Annotated in this window: 14 protein-coding genes; 6 read left to right on the top strand and 8 right to left on the bottom strand. The window is 69.0% G+C overall.

What is annotated here, in order from left to right; translation table 11 throughout:
* The first annotated feature begins 6 nt into the window (after positions 1-6).
* Entirely contained in the window at positions 7-354 is a 348-nt protein-coding gene (locus ACLBWP_RS01385; RefSeq protein WP_243563262.1) for a rhodanese-like domain-containing protein, read from the top strand.
* Between the two features lie 45 nt (positions 355-399).
* A complete protein-coding gene (locus tag ACLBWP_RS01380) occupies positions 400-2733 on the top strand; it encodes a RelA/SpoT family protein (protein WP_243563261.1) in 2334 nt (777 codons plus the stop codon).
* 81 nt (positions 2734-2814) lie between these two features.
* On the opposite strand, the gene ACLBWP_RS01375 is transcribed toward ACLBWP_RS01380, so the two are convergent.
* From ACLBWP_RS01375 to deoC, 3 genes are all read right to left on the bottom strand, one after another.
* Positions 2815-3369 (bottom strand): type IV toxin-antitoxin system AbiEi family antitoxin, encoded by a 555-nt coding sequence (locus ACLBWP_RS01375; RefSeq protein ID WP_243563260.1) that lies wholly within the window; start codon positions 3367-3369, stop codon positions 2815-2817.
* Positions 3370-3426: 57 nt separating this feature from the next.
* Entirely contained in the window at positions 3427-4377 is a 951-nt protein-coding gene (locus ACLBWP_RS01370; RefSeq protein ID WP_447653725.1) for an ROK family protein, read from the bottom strand.
* A gap of 105 nt (positions 4378-4482) precedes the next feature.
* Positions 4483-5214 carry a deoxyribose-phosphate aldolase gene (deoC, locus tag ACLBWP_RS01365; protein ID WP_447653724.1) on the bottom strand — a complete coding sequence of 244 codons (732 nt, stop codon included), beginning with the start codon at positions 5212-5214 and terminating at the stop codon, positions 4483-4485.
* 43 nt (positions 5215-5257) lie between these two features.
* On the opposite strand from deoC, the gene ACLBWP_RS01360 reads away from it, so the two are divergent.
* Genes ACLBWP_RS01360 through ACLBWP_RS01345 form a run of 4 tightly spaced genes read left to right on the top strand, consistent with a single transcriptional unit; the run spans position 5258 to position 9465 of the window.
* Entirely contained in the window at positions 5258-6790 is a 1533-nt protein-coding gene (locus ACLBWP_RS01360) for an SDR family oxidoreductase (protein ID WP_447653723.1), read from the top strand.
* Entirely contained in the window at positions 6787-7374 is a 588-nt protein-coding gene (locus ACLBWP_RS01355; protein WP_447653722.1) for a GDSL-type esterase/lipase family protein, read from the top strand. The genes ACLBWP_RS01360 and ACLBWP_RS01355 overlap by 4 nt, the downstream gene beginning before the upstream one ends.
* On the top strand, positions 7374-7862 hold the full coding sequence (locus tag ACLBWP_RS01350) for a DUF6804 family protein (protein ID WP_243563255.1): 489 nt from the start codon (positions 7374-7376) through the stop codon (positions 7860-7862). Before ACLBWP_RS01355 ends, ACLBWP_RS01350 begins: the two co-directional genes overlap by 1 nt.
* A 49-nt stretch (positions 7863-7911) precedes the next feature.
* Positions 7912-9465 carry a stealth conserved region 3 domain-containing protein gene (locus ACLBWP_RS01345; RefSeq protein ID WP_447653721.1) on the top strand — a complete coding sequence of 518 codons (1554 nt, stop codon included), beginning with the start codon at positions 7912-7914 and terminating at the stop codon, positions 9463-9465.
* A 179-nt stretch (positions 9466-9644) separates the two neighbouring features.
* On the opposite strand, the gene ACLBWP_RS01340 is transcribed toward ACLBWP_RS01345, so the two are convergent.
* From ACLBWP_RS01340 to ctaE, 5 genes are all read right to left on the bottom strand, one after another.
* Positions 9645-10604, bottom strand: coding sequence for a phosphodiesterase (locus tag ACLBWP_RS01340; RefSeq protein ID WP_243563253.1), 960 nt, complete (start codon positions 10602-10604; stop codon positions 9645-9647).
* A 211-nt stretch (positions 10605-10815) separates the two neighbouring features.
* A complete protein-coding gene (gene qcrB / locus ACLBWP_RS01335; protein WP_243563252.1) occupies positions 10816-12498 on the bottom strand; it encodes a cytochrome bc1 complex cytochrome b subunit in 1683 nt (560 codons plus the stop codon).
* Positions 12498-13562: a cytochrome bc1 complex Rieske iron-sulfur subunit gene (gene qcrA / locus ACLBWP_RS01330; protein ID WP_243563251.1), complete on the bottom strand. Its 1065-nt coding sequence runs from the start codon at positions 13560-13562 to the stop codon at positions 12498-12500. Before qcrA ends, qcrB begins: the two co-directional genes overlap by 1 nt.
* 33 nt (positions 13563-13595) lie before the next feature.
* On the bottom strand, positions 13596-14402 hold the full coding sequence (gene qcrC / locus ACLBWP_RS01325; protein ID WP_243563250.1) for a cytochrome bc1 complex diheme cytochrome c subunit: 807 nt from the start codon (positions 14400-14402) through the stop codon (positions 13596-13598).
* Positions 14403-14423: 21 nt separating this feature from the next.
* Positions 14424-15062: an aa3-type cytochrome oxidase subunit III gene (gene ctaE / locus ACLBWP_RS01320; RefSeq protein ID WP_243563249.1), complete on the bottom strand. Its 639-nt coding sequence runs from the start codon at positions 15060-15062 to the stop codon at positions 14424-14426.
* Positions 15063-15076 lie beyond the last annotated feature (14 nt).

The raw sequence follows: 15076 nt of genomic DNA, 5'->3' as shown, positions 1-15076 counted from the left end.
GACGACATGGACCAGATCACGACCGACCAGGCGCTCGCGCGGATCGCTGCCGGCGCCCGGCTGTACGACGTGCGTGAGCAGCACGAGTGGGACGAGGTCCACGCGCCCCAGGCCACGCTCGTGCCGACGTCCGAGTTCGCTGAACGGTGGACCGAGATCGAGTCCGCCGACCAGCCCGCGATCGTCGTGTGCCACTCGGGCATGCGGTCGGCGCGGGTGGTGCAGGCGCTCGAACAGCAGGGCGTCCCCGCGGTCAACCTGTCGGGCGGCATGGTGGCCTGGGAAGCAGAGGGCGGCCCGGTCGTGCGCCCGGGCGCCCACGACGCCGCGGGCGAACGCGGTCACGGGCACTGACCCGACGCGCGTAGTGTTGTCGGATCAGGTCCCTGGAGGCGCAGCATGACGGACATCCGTGAGTCAGCGAGACAGGACGACTCGCTCCCGAGCCGCCCCGGATCGACATCGCTGCCCACCAGTCCGCTCGGCCCGAACACCACCGGCAACCTCAGCGCACTCCGCGGCCTGCTCCCGCGCCTCTTCTCGCGAGCGCAGCCGGCCGGCGCGGTCGACACCCTGATCCGTACCGTCCGGTCGCACCACCCCAAGGCCGACATCACCCTGATCGAGCGGGCGTACTCCGTCGCCGAGCGCGCGCACGACGGGCAGAAGCGCAAGTCCGGCGAGCCGTACATCACGCACCCGGTGGCCGTCGCGCAGATCCTCGCCGACCTGGGCATCGGGACGATCACGATCGCCGCCGCGCTGCTGCACGACACGGTCGAGGACACCGACTACCAGCTCGACCAGCTCCGGCACGACTTCGGCGACGAGATCGCGATGCTCGTCGACGGCGTCACGAAGCTCGACAAGGTCAAGTACGGCGACAGCGCCCAGGCCGAGACCGTCCGCAAGATGGTGATCGCGATGTCGAAGGACATCCGCGTGCTCGTCATCAAGCTCGCCGACCGCCTGCACAACGCCCGCACGTGGGGGTTCGTCGAGTCGACGTCGGCCACGCGCAAGGCCAAGGAGACGCTCGAGATCTACGCGCCGCTCGCGCACCGCCTGGGCATCCAGATGATCAAGCTCGAGCTCGAGGACCTGTCCTTCGCGGTGCTGCACCCGAAGCTCTACGTCGAGATCGACAGCCTGGTCAAGGAACGGCAGCCCAAGCGCGAGCAGTTCGTGCAGAACGTCATCGGCACGCTGAAGAAGGACCTGAAGGCCGCCAAGGTCCGCGGCGACGTGATGGGTCGGCCGAAGCAGTACTACTCGATCTACCAGAAGATGATCGTGCGCGGGCGCGAGTTCGACGAGATCTACGACCTGGTCGGGATCCGCGTCCTGGTGCCGACCGTGCGCGACTGCTACGCGATGCTCGGCTCGGTCCACGCGCGGTGGACGCCGCTGCCCGGTCGGTTCAAGGACTACATCGCCACACCCAAGTTCAACCTCTACCAGTCGTTGCACACCTCGGTCCTCGGACCGCAGGGTCGCCCGGTCGAGATCCAGATCCGCACGCACGAGATGCACCAGCGTGCCGAGTTCGGCGTCGCGGCCCACTGGAAGTACAAGCAGCGCGCAGCCGGTCGTGACGTCGACAGCTCGAGTCAGACCGACCAGGACATGGCGTGGCTGGCGCACATCACCGACTGGCAGGCCGAGACCAGCGACCCGGGGGAGTTCCTCGACTCGCTGCGGTACGAGATCGGTGCGAAGGAGACCTACGTCTTCACGCCGCAGGGCAAGGTGATCGGTCTGCCTGCCGGGGCCACCCCGGTCGACTTCGCGTACGCCGTGCACACCGAGATCGGGCACCGCACGATGGGCGCCAAGGTCAACGGCCGGCTCGTCCCGCTCGAGAGCTCGCTGTCGAGCGGTGACGTCGTCGAGATCTTCACGTCGAAGAACCCCGACTCCGGCCCCAGCCAGGACTGGCTGACGTTCGTCCGCAGTCCCCGTGCGCGCAACAAGATCAAGCAGTGGTTCACCAAGGAGCGCCGCGAAGAGGCGATCGAGCAGGGCCGCGACGCGATCGCGCGGGCCATGCGCAAGCAGAACCTGCCGCTCCAGCGCATCATGAGCCAGGACTCCATCTCCGAAGTGGCGTCGGCGATGCGGTACGACGACGTCGCCGCGCTCTACGCCGCCATCGGCGAGGGGCACGTCTCGACGCAGTCGGTCATCGAGAAGGTCCTGGCCGGCGTGCAGACCGAGACCGAGACGGACGAGCCCGAGCTCGCCTTCCCGCGGCAGATCACCAGCCGGCAGCTCCGCAACAGCGACAGCGGTGTGCTGGTGCGCGGGGCGCCCGACATCCTGGTCAAGCTCGCCAAGTGCTGCACGCCCGTCCCGGGGGACCAGATCGTCGGGTTCATCACCCGTGGCCAGGGCGTCTCCGTGCACCAGGCCACGTGCACCAACGTCAAGTCGCTCATGAACGAGCCGGACCGGATGATCGAGGTCGAGTGGGCGCCGTCGTCCAAGTCGGTGTTCCTCGTGCAGATCCAGATCGAGGCCCTCGATCGGTCGGGCCTGCTCAGCGACGTCACCCGGGTGCTGACCGACCACCACGTGAACATCCTGTCGGCGACGGTCTCCACCTCGTCCGACCGGCTGGCCCTGTCACGGTTCGTGTTCGAGATGGGTGACACCACGCACCTGGACCGCGTGCTCAACGCCGTGCGCCGGATCGACGCCGTCTACGACGTCTACCGTGTCAGCGCCGGGTGACCGGAACGTCGGCTGACCCGCACGTCAGCTGACCGGCACGTCAGGTCACCGGCACGCCGACTGACCGGCACGTCGACCGGGTCACAACCCGCCGGACGTCAACACCTCGCGCAGCCGCCGCTCCGCCTGCCGCACCATCGGCGCCGTGCCGAGCGCCCGCAGCCGTGCCCCCAGTTCCGGCGGCGTGACCAGTCCGACGTCGAGCAGCCCGCGCACCACCTCGGATCGCGATGCCCAGGCCGACGGCCCCGCGACGCGCAGCAGGTCGAGCGCGGTCCGCACCGGGGTGGTGACCGTCGCTCCGCCGATCCGCACCGTGTCTGCCGACGTGATCGCGACCTCCCGGACCGGCTCGCCGCCGTTCTGTCGGATGCGCTGCCCAGCCGGCACGCACGCGTCGTGGGGGAGCGGCGGACGCGAGCAGGCGCCCCAGATCCAGGCGGCGCTCCGCCCGGCGGCGACGACGCGCTCGTCGCCGGCGCTCCATGCGAAGGACGCCGCACGCAGTGCCGGGTCCTGCGGCTCGGCGACCGACGCCCAGCAGGCACCGACCATGACGAGCTCCCCGGCCAGCACAGCGGCGCGGAGCTCGGTCTCGGGCCAGTCGTCGGTCGTCAGCAGCCGCGAGGAACACACCCGCACATCCTGCCGCACACGGACCAAGAACGTGCTGCGCTGTGCACAGGCCCGGGCTCAGCGCAGCACGTGCGCCCGGTGGACGAGTGCCGCGGCACCGATCAACGGTCCGTCCTGGGACAACCCGGTCGGGACGATCCGGACCTTCGTCACGAAGCCGAACTCGACGCGCTCGGCGACGGCCTGACGGGCGTACTCGAACAGGTCCGGGGTGACGTGCGAGAAGCCACCACCGATCGCGACGACCTCGAGGTCGACCAGCGACGTCGCCGCGGCGATCGCCTGCCCGAGTGCCCGACCGCTGCGCTCGACCGCAGCCACGGCGACCGAGTCGCCGGCCGCGTACGCGGCTGCCAGGTCCTCACCGGTCTCCCCGGCGAACCCCTGCCGCTTCGCCCACGCGACGGTCTTCGGACCACTGGCCACGGCCTCCAGACAGCCCGTGCCACCGCACGCACACGGGTCGTCGTACCCACCGCACTCGACGTGGCCGATGTGGCCGGCGTTGCCGGTCGGGCCGCTGACGGTCAGGCCGTGCAGGATGAGACCGCCACCGACGCCGGTCGACACGATCATGCCCATGACGTGGTCAGACCCCTGCGCGGCTCCGAGCCAGTGCTCGGCCAGGGTGATCGCGAGCCCGTCCATGCGCAGCGTGACGGGCGTGCCGTCGGGCACGTGCGCGGCGATCCGGTCGCGCAGGGGGTAGTCCCGCCACACGGGCATGTTGAGGGGCGAGACGAGCCCGTGTTCCTCGTCGACGGGTCCGGCCGAGCCGATGCCCACCCCGACGAGTGTGGCACCGTCGGGCATCGCGCCGAGCGCGCTGGTCACGGCCTGGTCGACCGCCGCCTGCAGTTCGTCCGACGTCCGCTGCGGTCCGGTCGGACTGCGGAAGCGTGTGGCTGGCAGCACGACCCCCTGGTCGGTGACCAGGGCGGCCTCGACCTTGGTCCCGCCGAGGTCGACGGCGAGGGCCAGGGCGGTGGTGGATCCGGTGTTCGACATGCGCGCTCCGATGCGGCGGTCGGGAGGCTCGGGGTCGCGTCCCCGACGCGGCGTCGCGTCGGGTGCGTCCCGGCTCGGTGGGGGTGGTCGGGGGGACCGGGAGGGTCAGTACGAGGTGGCGTCGTCCCCGGCGCCGGAGGCGGCACCGGTCTGGGCGCGGTGCGCCACCTCGTCGAGGATGCGTGCGGAAGCGCTGGTCCCGATGCGGTCGGCGCCCGCCTGCACCATCTCGAGCAGGGTGTCGAGACCGCGGACGCCGCCGGAGGCCTTGACACCGGTGTCGGCGCCGACGGTCCGGCGCATCAGGGCGATGTGCGCGGCCGTGGCACCGCCACCCGCGAAGCCGGTCGAGGTCTTGACGAAGGACGCGCCGGCCGACTGTGCGGCGCGGCTGGCGGCGACGATCTCGTCGTCGGTCAGGAAGGCGGTCTCGAGGATGACCTTGACGACGGTGTCGCCCGCGGCGTCGACGACCGCACGGACGTCCTGCTCGACCCGCGCCCAGTCGTCGGAACGCGCAGCGCCGATGTTCTGGACCATGTCGAGTTCGAACGCACCGTCGGCCAGGGCCTGCAGCGACTCCGCCACCTTGGCCTCGGTCGAGGTCGTGCCGTGCGGGAACCCGATGACCGTGCCGACGCCCACACCGGTGCCCTGCAGGCGTTCGACGGCGTGGCGGACGTCGCTCGGCCGGACGCACACGCTGAACACGCGGTACGCGGCAGCTTCGTCCAGTTGGGCGTCGACGTCCGAGCGGGTCAGCTCCGGCTTCAGGATCGCGTGGTCGATGAGCCGACGGACGGCGTCGGCGGTGACGGGGAGTGCTGCGTTGTCCACCCGGCGAGCCTACCCTCAAGGGCATCGGCGTAGCGTGCGGGGCATGCGCGTCCTCGTCACCGGGGCCACCGGCTACATCGGCGGTCGCCTCGTCCCACTCCTGATCGACGCCGGCCACTCCGTCCGGGTGCTCGTCCGCACACCCACCAAGCTCGACGACGTCCCCTGGCGTGACCAGGTCGACGTGATCCAGGGCGACCTGCAGGACGTCCGTGCCGTGACCGAGGCCGTCGACGGCATCCAGGCCGTCTACTACCTCGCGCACGCGATGGGGGCGGAGGGCGACTTCGAGCAGGCCGAGCGGAACGCCGTCCAGACCATGGCCGATGCCGCGGTCCACGCCGGGGTCAGCCGCTTCGTCTACCTGGGCGGCCTGCACCCGGACGGCGAGCTCTCGAAGCACCTGCGCAGTCGCAAGGAGGTGGGGGACGTCCTGCTGGGCTCCGGCGTGCCGACCATCGCCTACCAGGCCGGCGTGGTGATCGGTTCCGGCAGCACCTCGTTCGAGATGATCCGCCACGTCACCGACGTGCTGCCCTGGATGCCGACGCCGCGCTGGGTGCGCAACCACATCCAGCCGATCGCCGTCCGCGACGTCCTGTACTACCTGGTCGCCGCGCTCGACATCCCCGCGGACGTCAACCGGACCTTCGACATCGGCGGGCCCGACGTCCTGCGGTACGGCCAGATGCTCAACGGCTACGCGGTCGAGGCGAAACTGCCCCAGCGGGCGATCTCGCCGCTGCCGGTCATGACGCCGGGTCTCGCCGCGCACTGGTTCAACATGGTCACGCCGATCCCGCGCAAGCTCGCGACCCCGATCATCGAGTCGCTGCAGTTCGAATGCGTCCAGCGCGAACACGACATCGACGACGTCGTGCCGCGGCCCGAGGGCGGCCTGACCGGCTACCGCCGAGCCGTCCGCCTGGCGCTGACGAAGATGCGCAAGGGCGAGGTGACGACGAGCTGGCGCAGTGCCACCCTCGCCCGGACCCCCGCCGACCCGCTGCCGAGCGACCCGGACTGGGCCGGGCACACCGTGTACGTCGACGACCGACTCCGGCACACCTCGGCGCCGCCCGAGGCGGTGTGGAGCGTGGTCGAGTCGATCGGCGGCGAGAACGGCTGGTACTCGTTCCCGCTGGCGTGGGTCGCCCGTGGCTGGATGGACAAGCTCGCCGGGGGCGTCGGCCTGAACCGCGGACGACGCGATCCGAAGCGCCTCGAGCAGGGCGATGCGCTGGACTGGTGGCGGGTGGAACGGCTCGACCGTGGTCACTACCTGCGGCTCCGGGCCGAGTTCAAGTCACCCGGTCGCGCCTGGCTCGAGATGACCGTGACCCCGTCTGACGACGGCGGCTGCGACTACCACCAGCGGGCGATCTACTTCCCGCAGGGACTGGCCGGACGCCTGTACTGGTACGGCATCCTGCCGTTCCACGGGGTGATCTTCCCCGGCATGGTCGAGCGCATGACCGCACGCGCCGAGCGGGAGGCCCACCGCACCGACTCGACGCAGGCCAACAGCACGCAGCAGAATGGGTCCCGCGCGCCAGCGCACGAGGAGGCAGCATGAGCGACGACGAACGCGGACTGGTCCTGTTCCTGGGGGACAGCATCACCGCAGGCGGATCCTGGGCCGAGCGGCTCCCCGACGAGCGCACCGACAACCGCGGGGTGAACGGCGACACGACGGACGGTGTCCTCGAGCGACTCGACGACATCGTGCAGGCAGCACCCGACGTGATCGTCCTGTTGATCGGGACGAACGACTTCGGCAACCACCGCAAGAGCGCCGAGCACGTCGTCCGCAACGTCGAGACGATCCTCGTGACGCTGCGACGTGAGCTTCCGGGCGTGCGGTTGCTGCTCGTGTCGGTCCTGCCGCGACAGGCCGAGTACGCGCCCCGCATCGAAGAGGCCAACCGGCACCTGCGGCAGTTCGTGGCGACCTGCCACGCGCAGTACCTCGACGTCTGGCCCGCACTGGCCGACGGCGACCACCTCGCCGCGCAGTTCACCGACGACGGACTCCACCTGACCGACGAGGGCTACCGCGCCTACACGGCCGAACTCGTGCCCGCGCTCGAGCGGCTGCGGGGTCTGCCGCCCATGTCCCGCCCCATCACGGCGATCGAGCTGGACGAGGCCTCGGCCTGATGGCCGGCCGGAAGGGGCGGCCCCAGGTCGGATCGTCCCTGCGGCCGTCCGGCGGGTCCGGGTCTCGTTCGGGCTCGCCGTCGTCGACGGCTGGGTCGGGCGCGTCCTTCGGCGCTGCGGCCTCCCGTGGTCGCGGTGGCGGGAAGCCGGACCTGCCGGACTACACCCGCCCGGCCCTCGCGCCGTCACTGCTGGCGGCGATCGTGCTGCTCGCCTGCGTGGCGCTGCTCGACGCACCCGCCTTCGTCGCCGTGCGCTGGGGGATCACCGTCCTGGCCCTCATCGTGCTCGTGTTCGCGCTCCGGGGTCGCACGTGGTGGGCGATCGCGGTGACGGCCGCAGTGGCCGTCTGCTGGAACCCGCTCGTCACCGTCCCGATCCCGGGGCAGGTGTGGGCGGCGCTGCAGATCGTGGCCGCTGCGGTGTTCATCGTGGTCGGCATCGCCGTCAAGGTCCCTCGATCAGCACACGACACCCCCGCCCGGTAGGATCACAGGGGCGGACGCAGGGTCCGACCACCTGATCAGATGGGCATGGATGAGCAACGAGACCAAGCCGGAGACCGAGAGTCCTCTGCTGAACCCTCGACCGTCCTCCGGCGGTCTCGACCGGCCCGACGTCGTCCTCCGCAAAGGCCGTTTCACGCTGCTGAACGGCCACCTCACGCCGCAGCAGTCGATGATCGAGGACCTGCTGTTCCTCGACGACGCGCTCACCGCCGGCGACGTCGACCACCTGCTCATCCGGGGCAACGACCAGCGCCCCGTCATCGCGATCGACGAACGCGACCGCCAGCGTGCCGAGTCGGCGATCATGGACGCCGCCGTCGGTGAACCGTTCTACGCCAAGCCGCCGGGCGAACCGGCCGTCCTGGTCGTCGACGACGGGCTCGGGCCGGTCGACCAGCCCGTCCTGCGGGTGTTCCGACCTCGTCTCGAGCCGCTCGGCCGGCTGCGCTACGGGGCCGAGACCAGCGTCCAGCTCGAGTTCTGGCGGGTGACCGAGACCGAGGTCCTGGCGCCGGTCGAGAACGCCCTGATGCGTCGCAGCCTGCCGATCGAGGAGTTCGACCTGGTCGACATCGAGCGCTACGGCCGCACCTGGCAGACCGTCGAGCACATGTTCGACGACCACGTGTCGGACATCCGGTTCCCGATCGACATCGTCTTCTCGTGGGTCGACGGCAACGCCGTCGAGTACCAGCGCGCACGCCAGGCAGCGCAGTCCTCTGCCGTCCTGGGCGAGGGCGACGACGCACCCGCCCGTTTCCGGCAGATCAACGAGCTGAAGTACGCGCTGCGCTCGGTCTACATGTACGCGCCGTGGGTCCGGACGATCTACATCGCCACGGACTCACCGGCACCCGAATGGCTGGCCGACCACCCGCGGGTCCGGATCGTGCGGAGCGAGGAGTTCTTCGCCGACCCGTCCGCGCTGCCCACGCACAACTCGCAGGCCGTCGAGTCGCAGCTGCACCACATCCCGGGCATCAGCGAGCACTTCATCTACTCGAACGACGACATGTTCTTCGGGCGCCAGGTCGACCCGTCGGTGTTCTTCAGCCCGGGCTCCGTGAGCAAGTTCATCGTGGCGATCACCAGGATCGGACTCGGCTCGAACAACCCACGACGCAGCGGCTTCGAGAACTCCGCCCGGGTGAACCGTCGCCTGCTGCAGCAGCGGTTCGGCGCCGTGACCACGCGCCACCTCGAGCACGCACCCACACCCCTGCGTGCCAGCATCATGACCGAGATGGAACACGAGTTCGCGGACGAGTTCCGCGCCACGGCGGCCTCACGCTTCCGCGCGGCCGAGAACATCTCGGTGACGAACTCGCTCTACCACTACTACGCGCTGTTGACGGGTCGGGCCATCGTGCAGGAGAACGCGCCGGTGCGGTACATCGACACGACGATGGTGGCGGGTCTGCGCGAGCTCGAGGACCTGGTGAAGAAGCGCAACGCCGACTTCTTCTGCCTGAACGACGGCAGCTTCCCCGAGGTCAGCGACGACGAGCGGATGACGAAGGTCACCGACTTCCTCGAACGGTACTTCCCCTTCCCGGCACCGTGGGAGCGGCCGAGCGTCTAGGGCGCGTCGGCGGCCGGCTCGAGCGCTCCTGGCGAGCCTGCGAGCCCGGCGCCGGAGCCCGGCCCTGGCGGCGGTGCCAGCGGATGCCGCCCGCGCGACACCACCGCTGTCGTACGACATCGACCACGTCGCCCCACCGGCACACGTCCGGGTCGCGGGCCGACGTCGGGCGCAGCGCCTCAGCGGTGGACGGGGGAGACCGGCACCGAGTCGAGCGTGAAGACGGGGATGCTCGACGTGACCGGAGCCGGCTCGACCGCAGCGGGGATGACGACACCGGCCGCCGCGAGCTTGGCGGCGGTCTGCTCGGCGGAGACCGGCTCGCCGACCGTGGCGTACTGCCCGATCGGCACGACCGAGTGCACCACGTTGTGGCCGTACACGTGCACCAGGTTGAAGGACTGAGCACCGTCACGACCGCGGGTCCCGCGCTGGAACTCGTTGAGGTCCTGCGTGTAGCACGTGGCGCTGGCGACCGAGACGGGGATGCCGGCGAACACGGCGCTCGTCGAGTAGTGCAGGTGACCGGCGATGATCGTCAGCACGTCGGAGCCCTCGACGACCTCGGCCAACGACCGCTGGTCGCGGAGCTCCACCAGAACGGTGAGGTCCTGCACGCTGGGCACCGGCGGGTGGTGCATCGCCAGGACCGTACCGTGCGGAGCAGCCTCCGACAGGACCTCGGCGAGCCAGTCGAGCTGCTCGGGCGTCACGATGCCGTAGTGCTCACCGGGGACGCTGGTGTCGAGCGTGATGACCCGCAGCCCGTTGACGTCGTACACGAAGTCCACGGGGCGGTCCGTGGGGTGCAGGCCGAAGAGCTCCTGCCGGAAGGCGCCCCGCTCGTCGTGGTTGCCCATCGCCCAGATGACCTGGGCACCGATGCGCTCCGCGGCCGGCTCGATGATCTGCCGCACCCGAGCGTAGGCACCGGGCTCGCCCTTGTCGGCGACGTCACCGGTCACGACGATCGCTTCCGGGCGGGCGCCCGAGGCTTCGATGTCGTCGATGATCTGCTGCAGTCGCGCGGCGGAGTCCACCGCTCCGTACAGGTCACCATCACCAGCGATCAGGTGCGTGTCGCTGAGGTGGAGCAGGAAGTGGTTCGGCCTGGGGTGTTCGGCCGTCCGGGCGTCCATCGGGTTCTCATTCCGTTGGTGGTTCCTCGGCAGAGGATCTCCCGCTGGGGGAGTGCACGGTGCAACACCTTGCCACATCGTCCTGGAGCAGTCCAACACAGAGTCCTGAACCGGAGATGAACCGGAAGCGGCATTTCTCGAAATGAGGCGAACGAAACAGCCCCCCGACCACGAAGTGGACGAGGGGCTGGTTCGTTCTTGCCGAGAAGTGTTACCGGCCGACCTGGGGTGCCTGGTGCGCGCCCTCGACCTCGGGGCCGTGGTGCGCGGCGTGTGCTGCCTCGAGCTCGGTCTTCGAGACCGGCGCGATGCGGTCCTCGAAGAAGAAGCGCGACACACCTGCACGGACCTTCTGCACCGGCGTGATCTGTCCCTTGGCGTTCGGACGGATCATGAGCGGCTTGTACTCCTCGAACTGCAGGAGCTTCCAGCGCTCGTACTCGTCGAGCTGCTCGTGCACCTCGATGTACTCGCCGTGCGGCAGGCGGACGATGCGGCCCGACTCGTAGCCGTGCAGCACGATCTCGCGGTCCTTCTTCTGCAGCGCCAGGCAGACGCGCTTGGCGATCCAGAAGGCGACGAACGGACCGAGGACCGTCGTGGCCTGGATCACGTGGATCACGTGGTCGATCGACACCATGAAGTGCGTCGCGATGATGTCCGAGCTCGCCGCGGCCCACAGGCTGGCGTAGAGCGTGACACCGGCTGCGCCGAACGCCGTACGCGTCGGGGCGTTGCGGGGACGGTCAGCGATGTGGTGCTCACGCTTGTCGCCGGTGACCCAGGCCTCGACGAACGGGTAGACGAACATCGCCACGATGAGGCCCATGAGGACCGCGATCGGCACCAGCAGGTTGAACGACACCGTGTAGCCGAACCACACGACCTCCCAGTGCGGCGGCACCAGACGGAGCGCACCGTCGGCGAAGCCGATGTACCAGTCAGGCTGCGTGCCGGCGGACACCGGGGACGGGTCGTACGGGCCGTAGTTCCAGATCGGGTTGATCGTGAACAGCGACGCGATGAGGGCCAGGATGCCCGCGACGATGAAGAAGAAGCCACCGGCCTTCGCCGCGAACGCCGGGAGGATCGGGACACCCACGACGTTGTCGTTCGTCTTGCCGGGTCCGGCGTACTGCGTGTGCTTGTTGATCACGACGAGCACGAGGTGGACACCGAGCACCGCCACCAGGATGGCGGGCAGCAACAGGATGTGGAGCGTGTACAGGCGGCCCACGATGGCGGTTCCGGGGAACTCACCACCGAACAGGATGTAGCCGATCCAGACGCCGATCACCGGCACGCCCTCGATCATGCCGACGATGATGCGCAGACCGTTGCCGGAGAGCAGGTCGTCGGGGAGCGAGTAGCCCGTGAAGCCCTCGGCCATGGCCAGGATCCACAGCACGAAGCCGAAGACCCAGTTGAGCTCGCGCGGCTTGCGGAAGGCACCGGTGAAGAACACGCGGGCCATGTGCAGCATCACCGAGGCCACGAACAGCAGGGCTGCCCAGTGGTGGATCTGCCGGACGAAGAGCCCACCGCGGATGTCGAACGAGATGTTCAGCGTCGACTGCAGCGCCGTGGACATCTCGACGCCCTTGAGCGGCACGTAGGAGCCGTTGTAGACGACCTCGGTCATCGAGGCGCCGAAGAAGAACGTCAGGAACGTGCCCGAGAGCAGGATCACGACGAACGAGTAGAGCGCGACCTCACCGAGCATGAAGCTCCAGTGGTCGGGGAAGATCTTGCGCCCGACCTCTTTCACCAACCCGGAGATGCTGGTGCGCTCGTCGATGTAGTTGGCGACCCCGCCGATGATGCGGGATCCACGCTCCGGTGCCGGCTTGGTGGTGCTGGTCGTCGGTGCGCTCGTGGTGGTGGTGCTGGTCATCAGCGTTCACGCTCCCAGAATGACGGTCCGACCGGCTCGTGGAAGTCGCTCTGCGCAACCAGGTAGCCGTCGTCGTCGATCGCGATCGGAAGTTGGGGGAGGGGGCGTGCCGCCGGGCCGAAGATGACGTCGCAGTTGTTCGAGACGTCGAAGGTGGACTGGTGACAGGGGCACAGCAGGTGGTGCGTCTGCTGCTCGTAGAGCGCGACCGGGCAACCGACGTGGGTGCAGATCTTGGAGTACGCGACGATGCCGTCATACCCCCAGTTCTCACGACCCTTCGAGGGGTTGAGGTCCTTCGGGTCGAGGCGCATGAGCAGCACCGCGGCCTTCGCCTTCTCCTCGAGCATGTGCTCCTTGTCGAGGAGACCGTCGGGGATGACGTGGAAGACGGAGCCGATCGTGACGTCGGACGCCTTGATCGGGAGACCCGTCGGGTCCTTCGTGAGCCGCGTGCCCTTGGCCCACATGGTGTGGCGGAGCAGCTCGTTCGGGTCGGCAGCGGGTGCGAGGTCACGCACGAGCACGATGCCGGGCAGGGGGAACGCGACGAGCGCACCGATCATCGAGTTGCGGATCAGCTTGCGACGGCTGAAGCCGGACTCCTTGTCGGCGAGCTGGAAGGCTTCGACGGCCTTCGCCCGAGTCGCTTCGGTGCCACGCGTGGGGTGGCGCATCTCGGTGATCTCGCGGTCGCTGACGAGCGACTTCGACCAGTAGACCGCGCCCAGGCCCAGCGCGAGCAGGGCGAGCGAGATGGACAGGCCCAGCCACAGGTTGGCGCTGCGGACCGTGCCGAAGTCGTCCGAACGGATCGGGAACGCGACGTACGCGGCGATCGACAGGACACTGCCCACGATCGACAGGTAGAAGAACGTGGCGACCTGACGTTCGGCCAGACGCTGCTTCTTGGGGTCGACGTCGGTGCGACGCGCGCGGTGCGGCGGCTCGCCCGGGTTCTCGAACGGTTCCGCGGGCAGGACCGCGGTGCCGACCGGCTCCGTCGAGTCGTGCTTCTCGACAGCCGAGGACGAGGTCACTGCCTCGTCGTCGTGCTCTGCCATGGTGTTCCCTTCAGTGTCGTGCGACACGGACGATCAGTTGGACTTCGCGGTGAGCCAGACGGTCATCGCGACGACCGCGCCCAGTCCGAAGATCCAGATGAACAGACCCTCGGCCACCGGACCGATGGCACCGAGGCCGAAGCCGCCGGGCGAGGAGTTGTCCTGCACGTACTTGAGGTACGTGATGATGTCGGCCTTCTGCTGCGGCGTGATGTTCAGGTCGTTGAACACCGGCATGTTCTGCGGGCCGGTGAGCATGGCCTCGTAGATGTGCTTGCCGGAGACGTCCGTGAGCTTCGGCGCGTACTTGCCCTCGGTCAGCGCGCCACCGGCGCCGGCCACGTTGTGGCACATGGCGCAGTTGATGCGGAAGAGCTCGGCACCCTCGGCAGCGTCACCGCCGCCCTTGGTCAGCGAGGTGGACGGCACGGCGGGACCGGGGCCCAGCGAGGCGACGTACGCCGCGAGCTGGTCGACCTGCTCGTTGGTGAACTGGGACGGCTTCTCTTCGGCCTGCGGGCCCGATGCTGCCATCGGCATGCGACCGGTCCCGACCTGGAAGTCGACCGACGCCGCACCGACACCGATGAGCGAGGGGCCTTCACCCGTGCCCTGCGCCGACAGGCCGTGGCAGGTCGCGCAGTTCGAGGCGAAGAGCTTCTCGCCCTGGTTCACCTGGGACTGGCTCGACGCCGCGACCGTGCTGACGCTGTCGTCCGCGTTGGCCGACGAGCTGAACAGCGCGTACGCCCCGCCGGTGGTCATGAGACCGACGACGATGAGCGAGACGGTCGCCATCGGCGAGCGACGGCCCTTCTTGTTCTTGGTTCTGTTGAACATGCTGTGGGTGCTGTCCGTTTCCTACTTGAGAAGGTAAATGACGGCGAAGAGGCCGATCCAGACCACGTCGACGAAGTGCCAGTAGTACGACACGACGATCGCGGTGGTGGCTTCCTTGTGACCGAAGTTCTTGGCAGCGAATCCGCGGCCCAGGGTCAGGAGGAACGCGATGAGCCCGCCGGTCACGTGGAGTCCGTGGAACCCGGTGGTGAAGTAGAACGCGGAGCCGTAGGCGCTCGAGGAGAGCGTGATGCCCTCGTGCCACAGGTTGGCGTACTCGAAGATCTGGCCGCAGACGAACAGTGCGCCCATGCAGTACGTGACGAAGAACCACTCCGTCATGCCCCAGTCGGTCGGCTTCCAGCTGGTGCGGTGCACCTGGAACCGCTCGGCAGCGAAGACCGCGAACTGGCAAGCGAAGCTGGACAGCACCAGCACGATCGTGTTGACCGACGCGAACGGCACTTCGAGGTGGGACGTCTCGGTCGCCCAGAGCTCGGGGGAGGTGCTGCGCAGCGTGAAGTAGATCGCGAACAGGCCAGCGAAGAACATGACCTCGCTGCCGAGCCACACGATCGTCCCCACGGCAACGGGGTTCGGCCTGTTGAGGACCGTACCGCTGGCTGGTCTGGAGAGAGGGGTGCTTGTCACAACGTCCATTATGGCCGAAACCA

Source organism: Microbacterium sp. M1A1_1b (assembly GCF_053345565.1).
The sequence above is the reverse complement of the archived record's forward strand: the minus strand, read 5'-3'. Positions and strand labels throughout refer to the sequence as shown.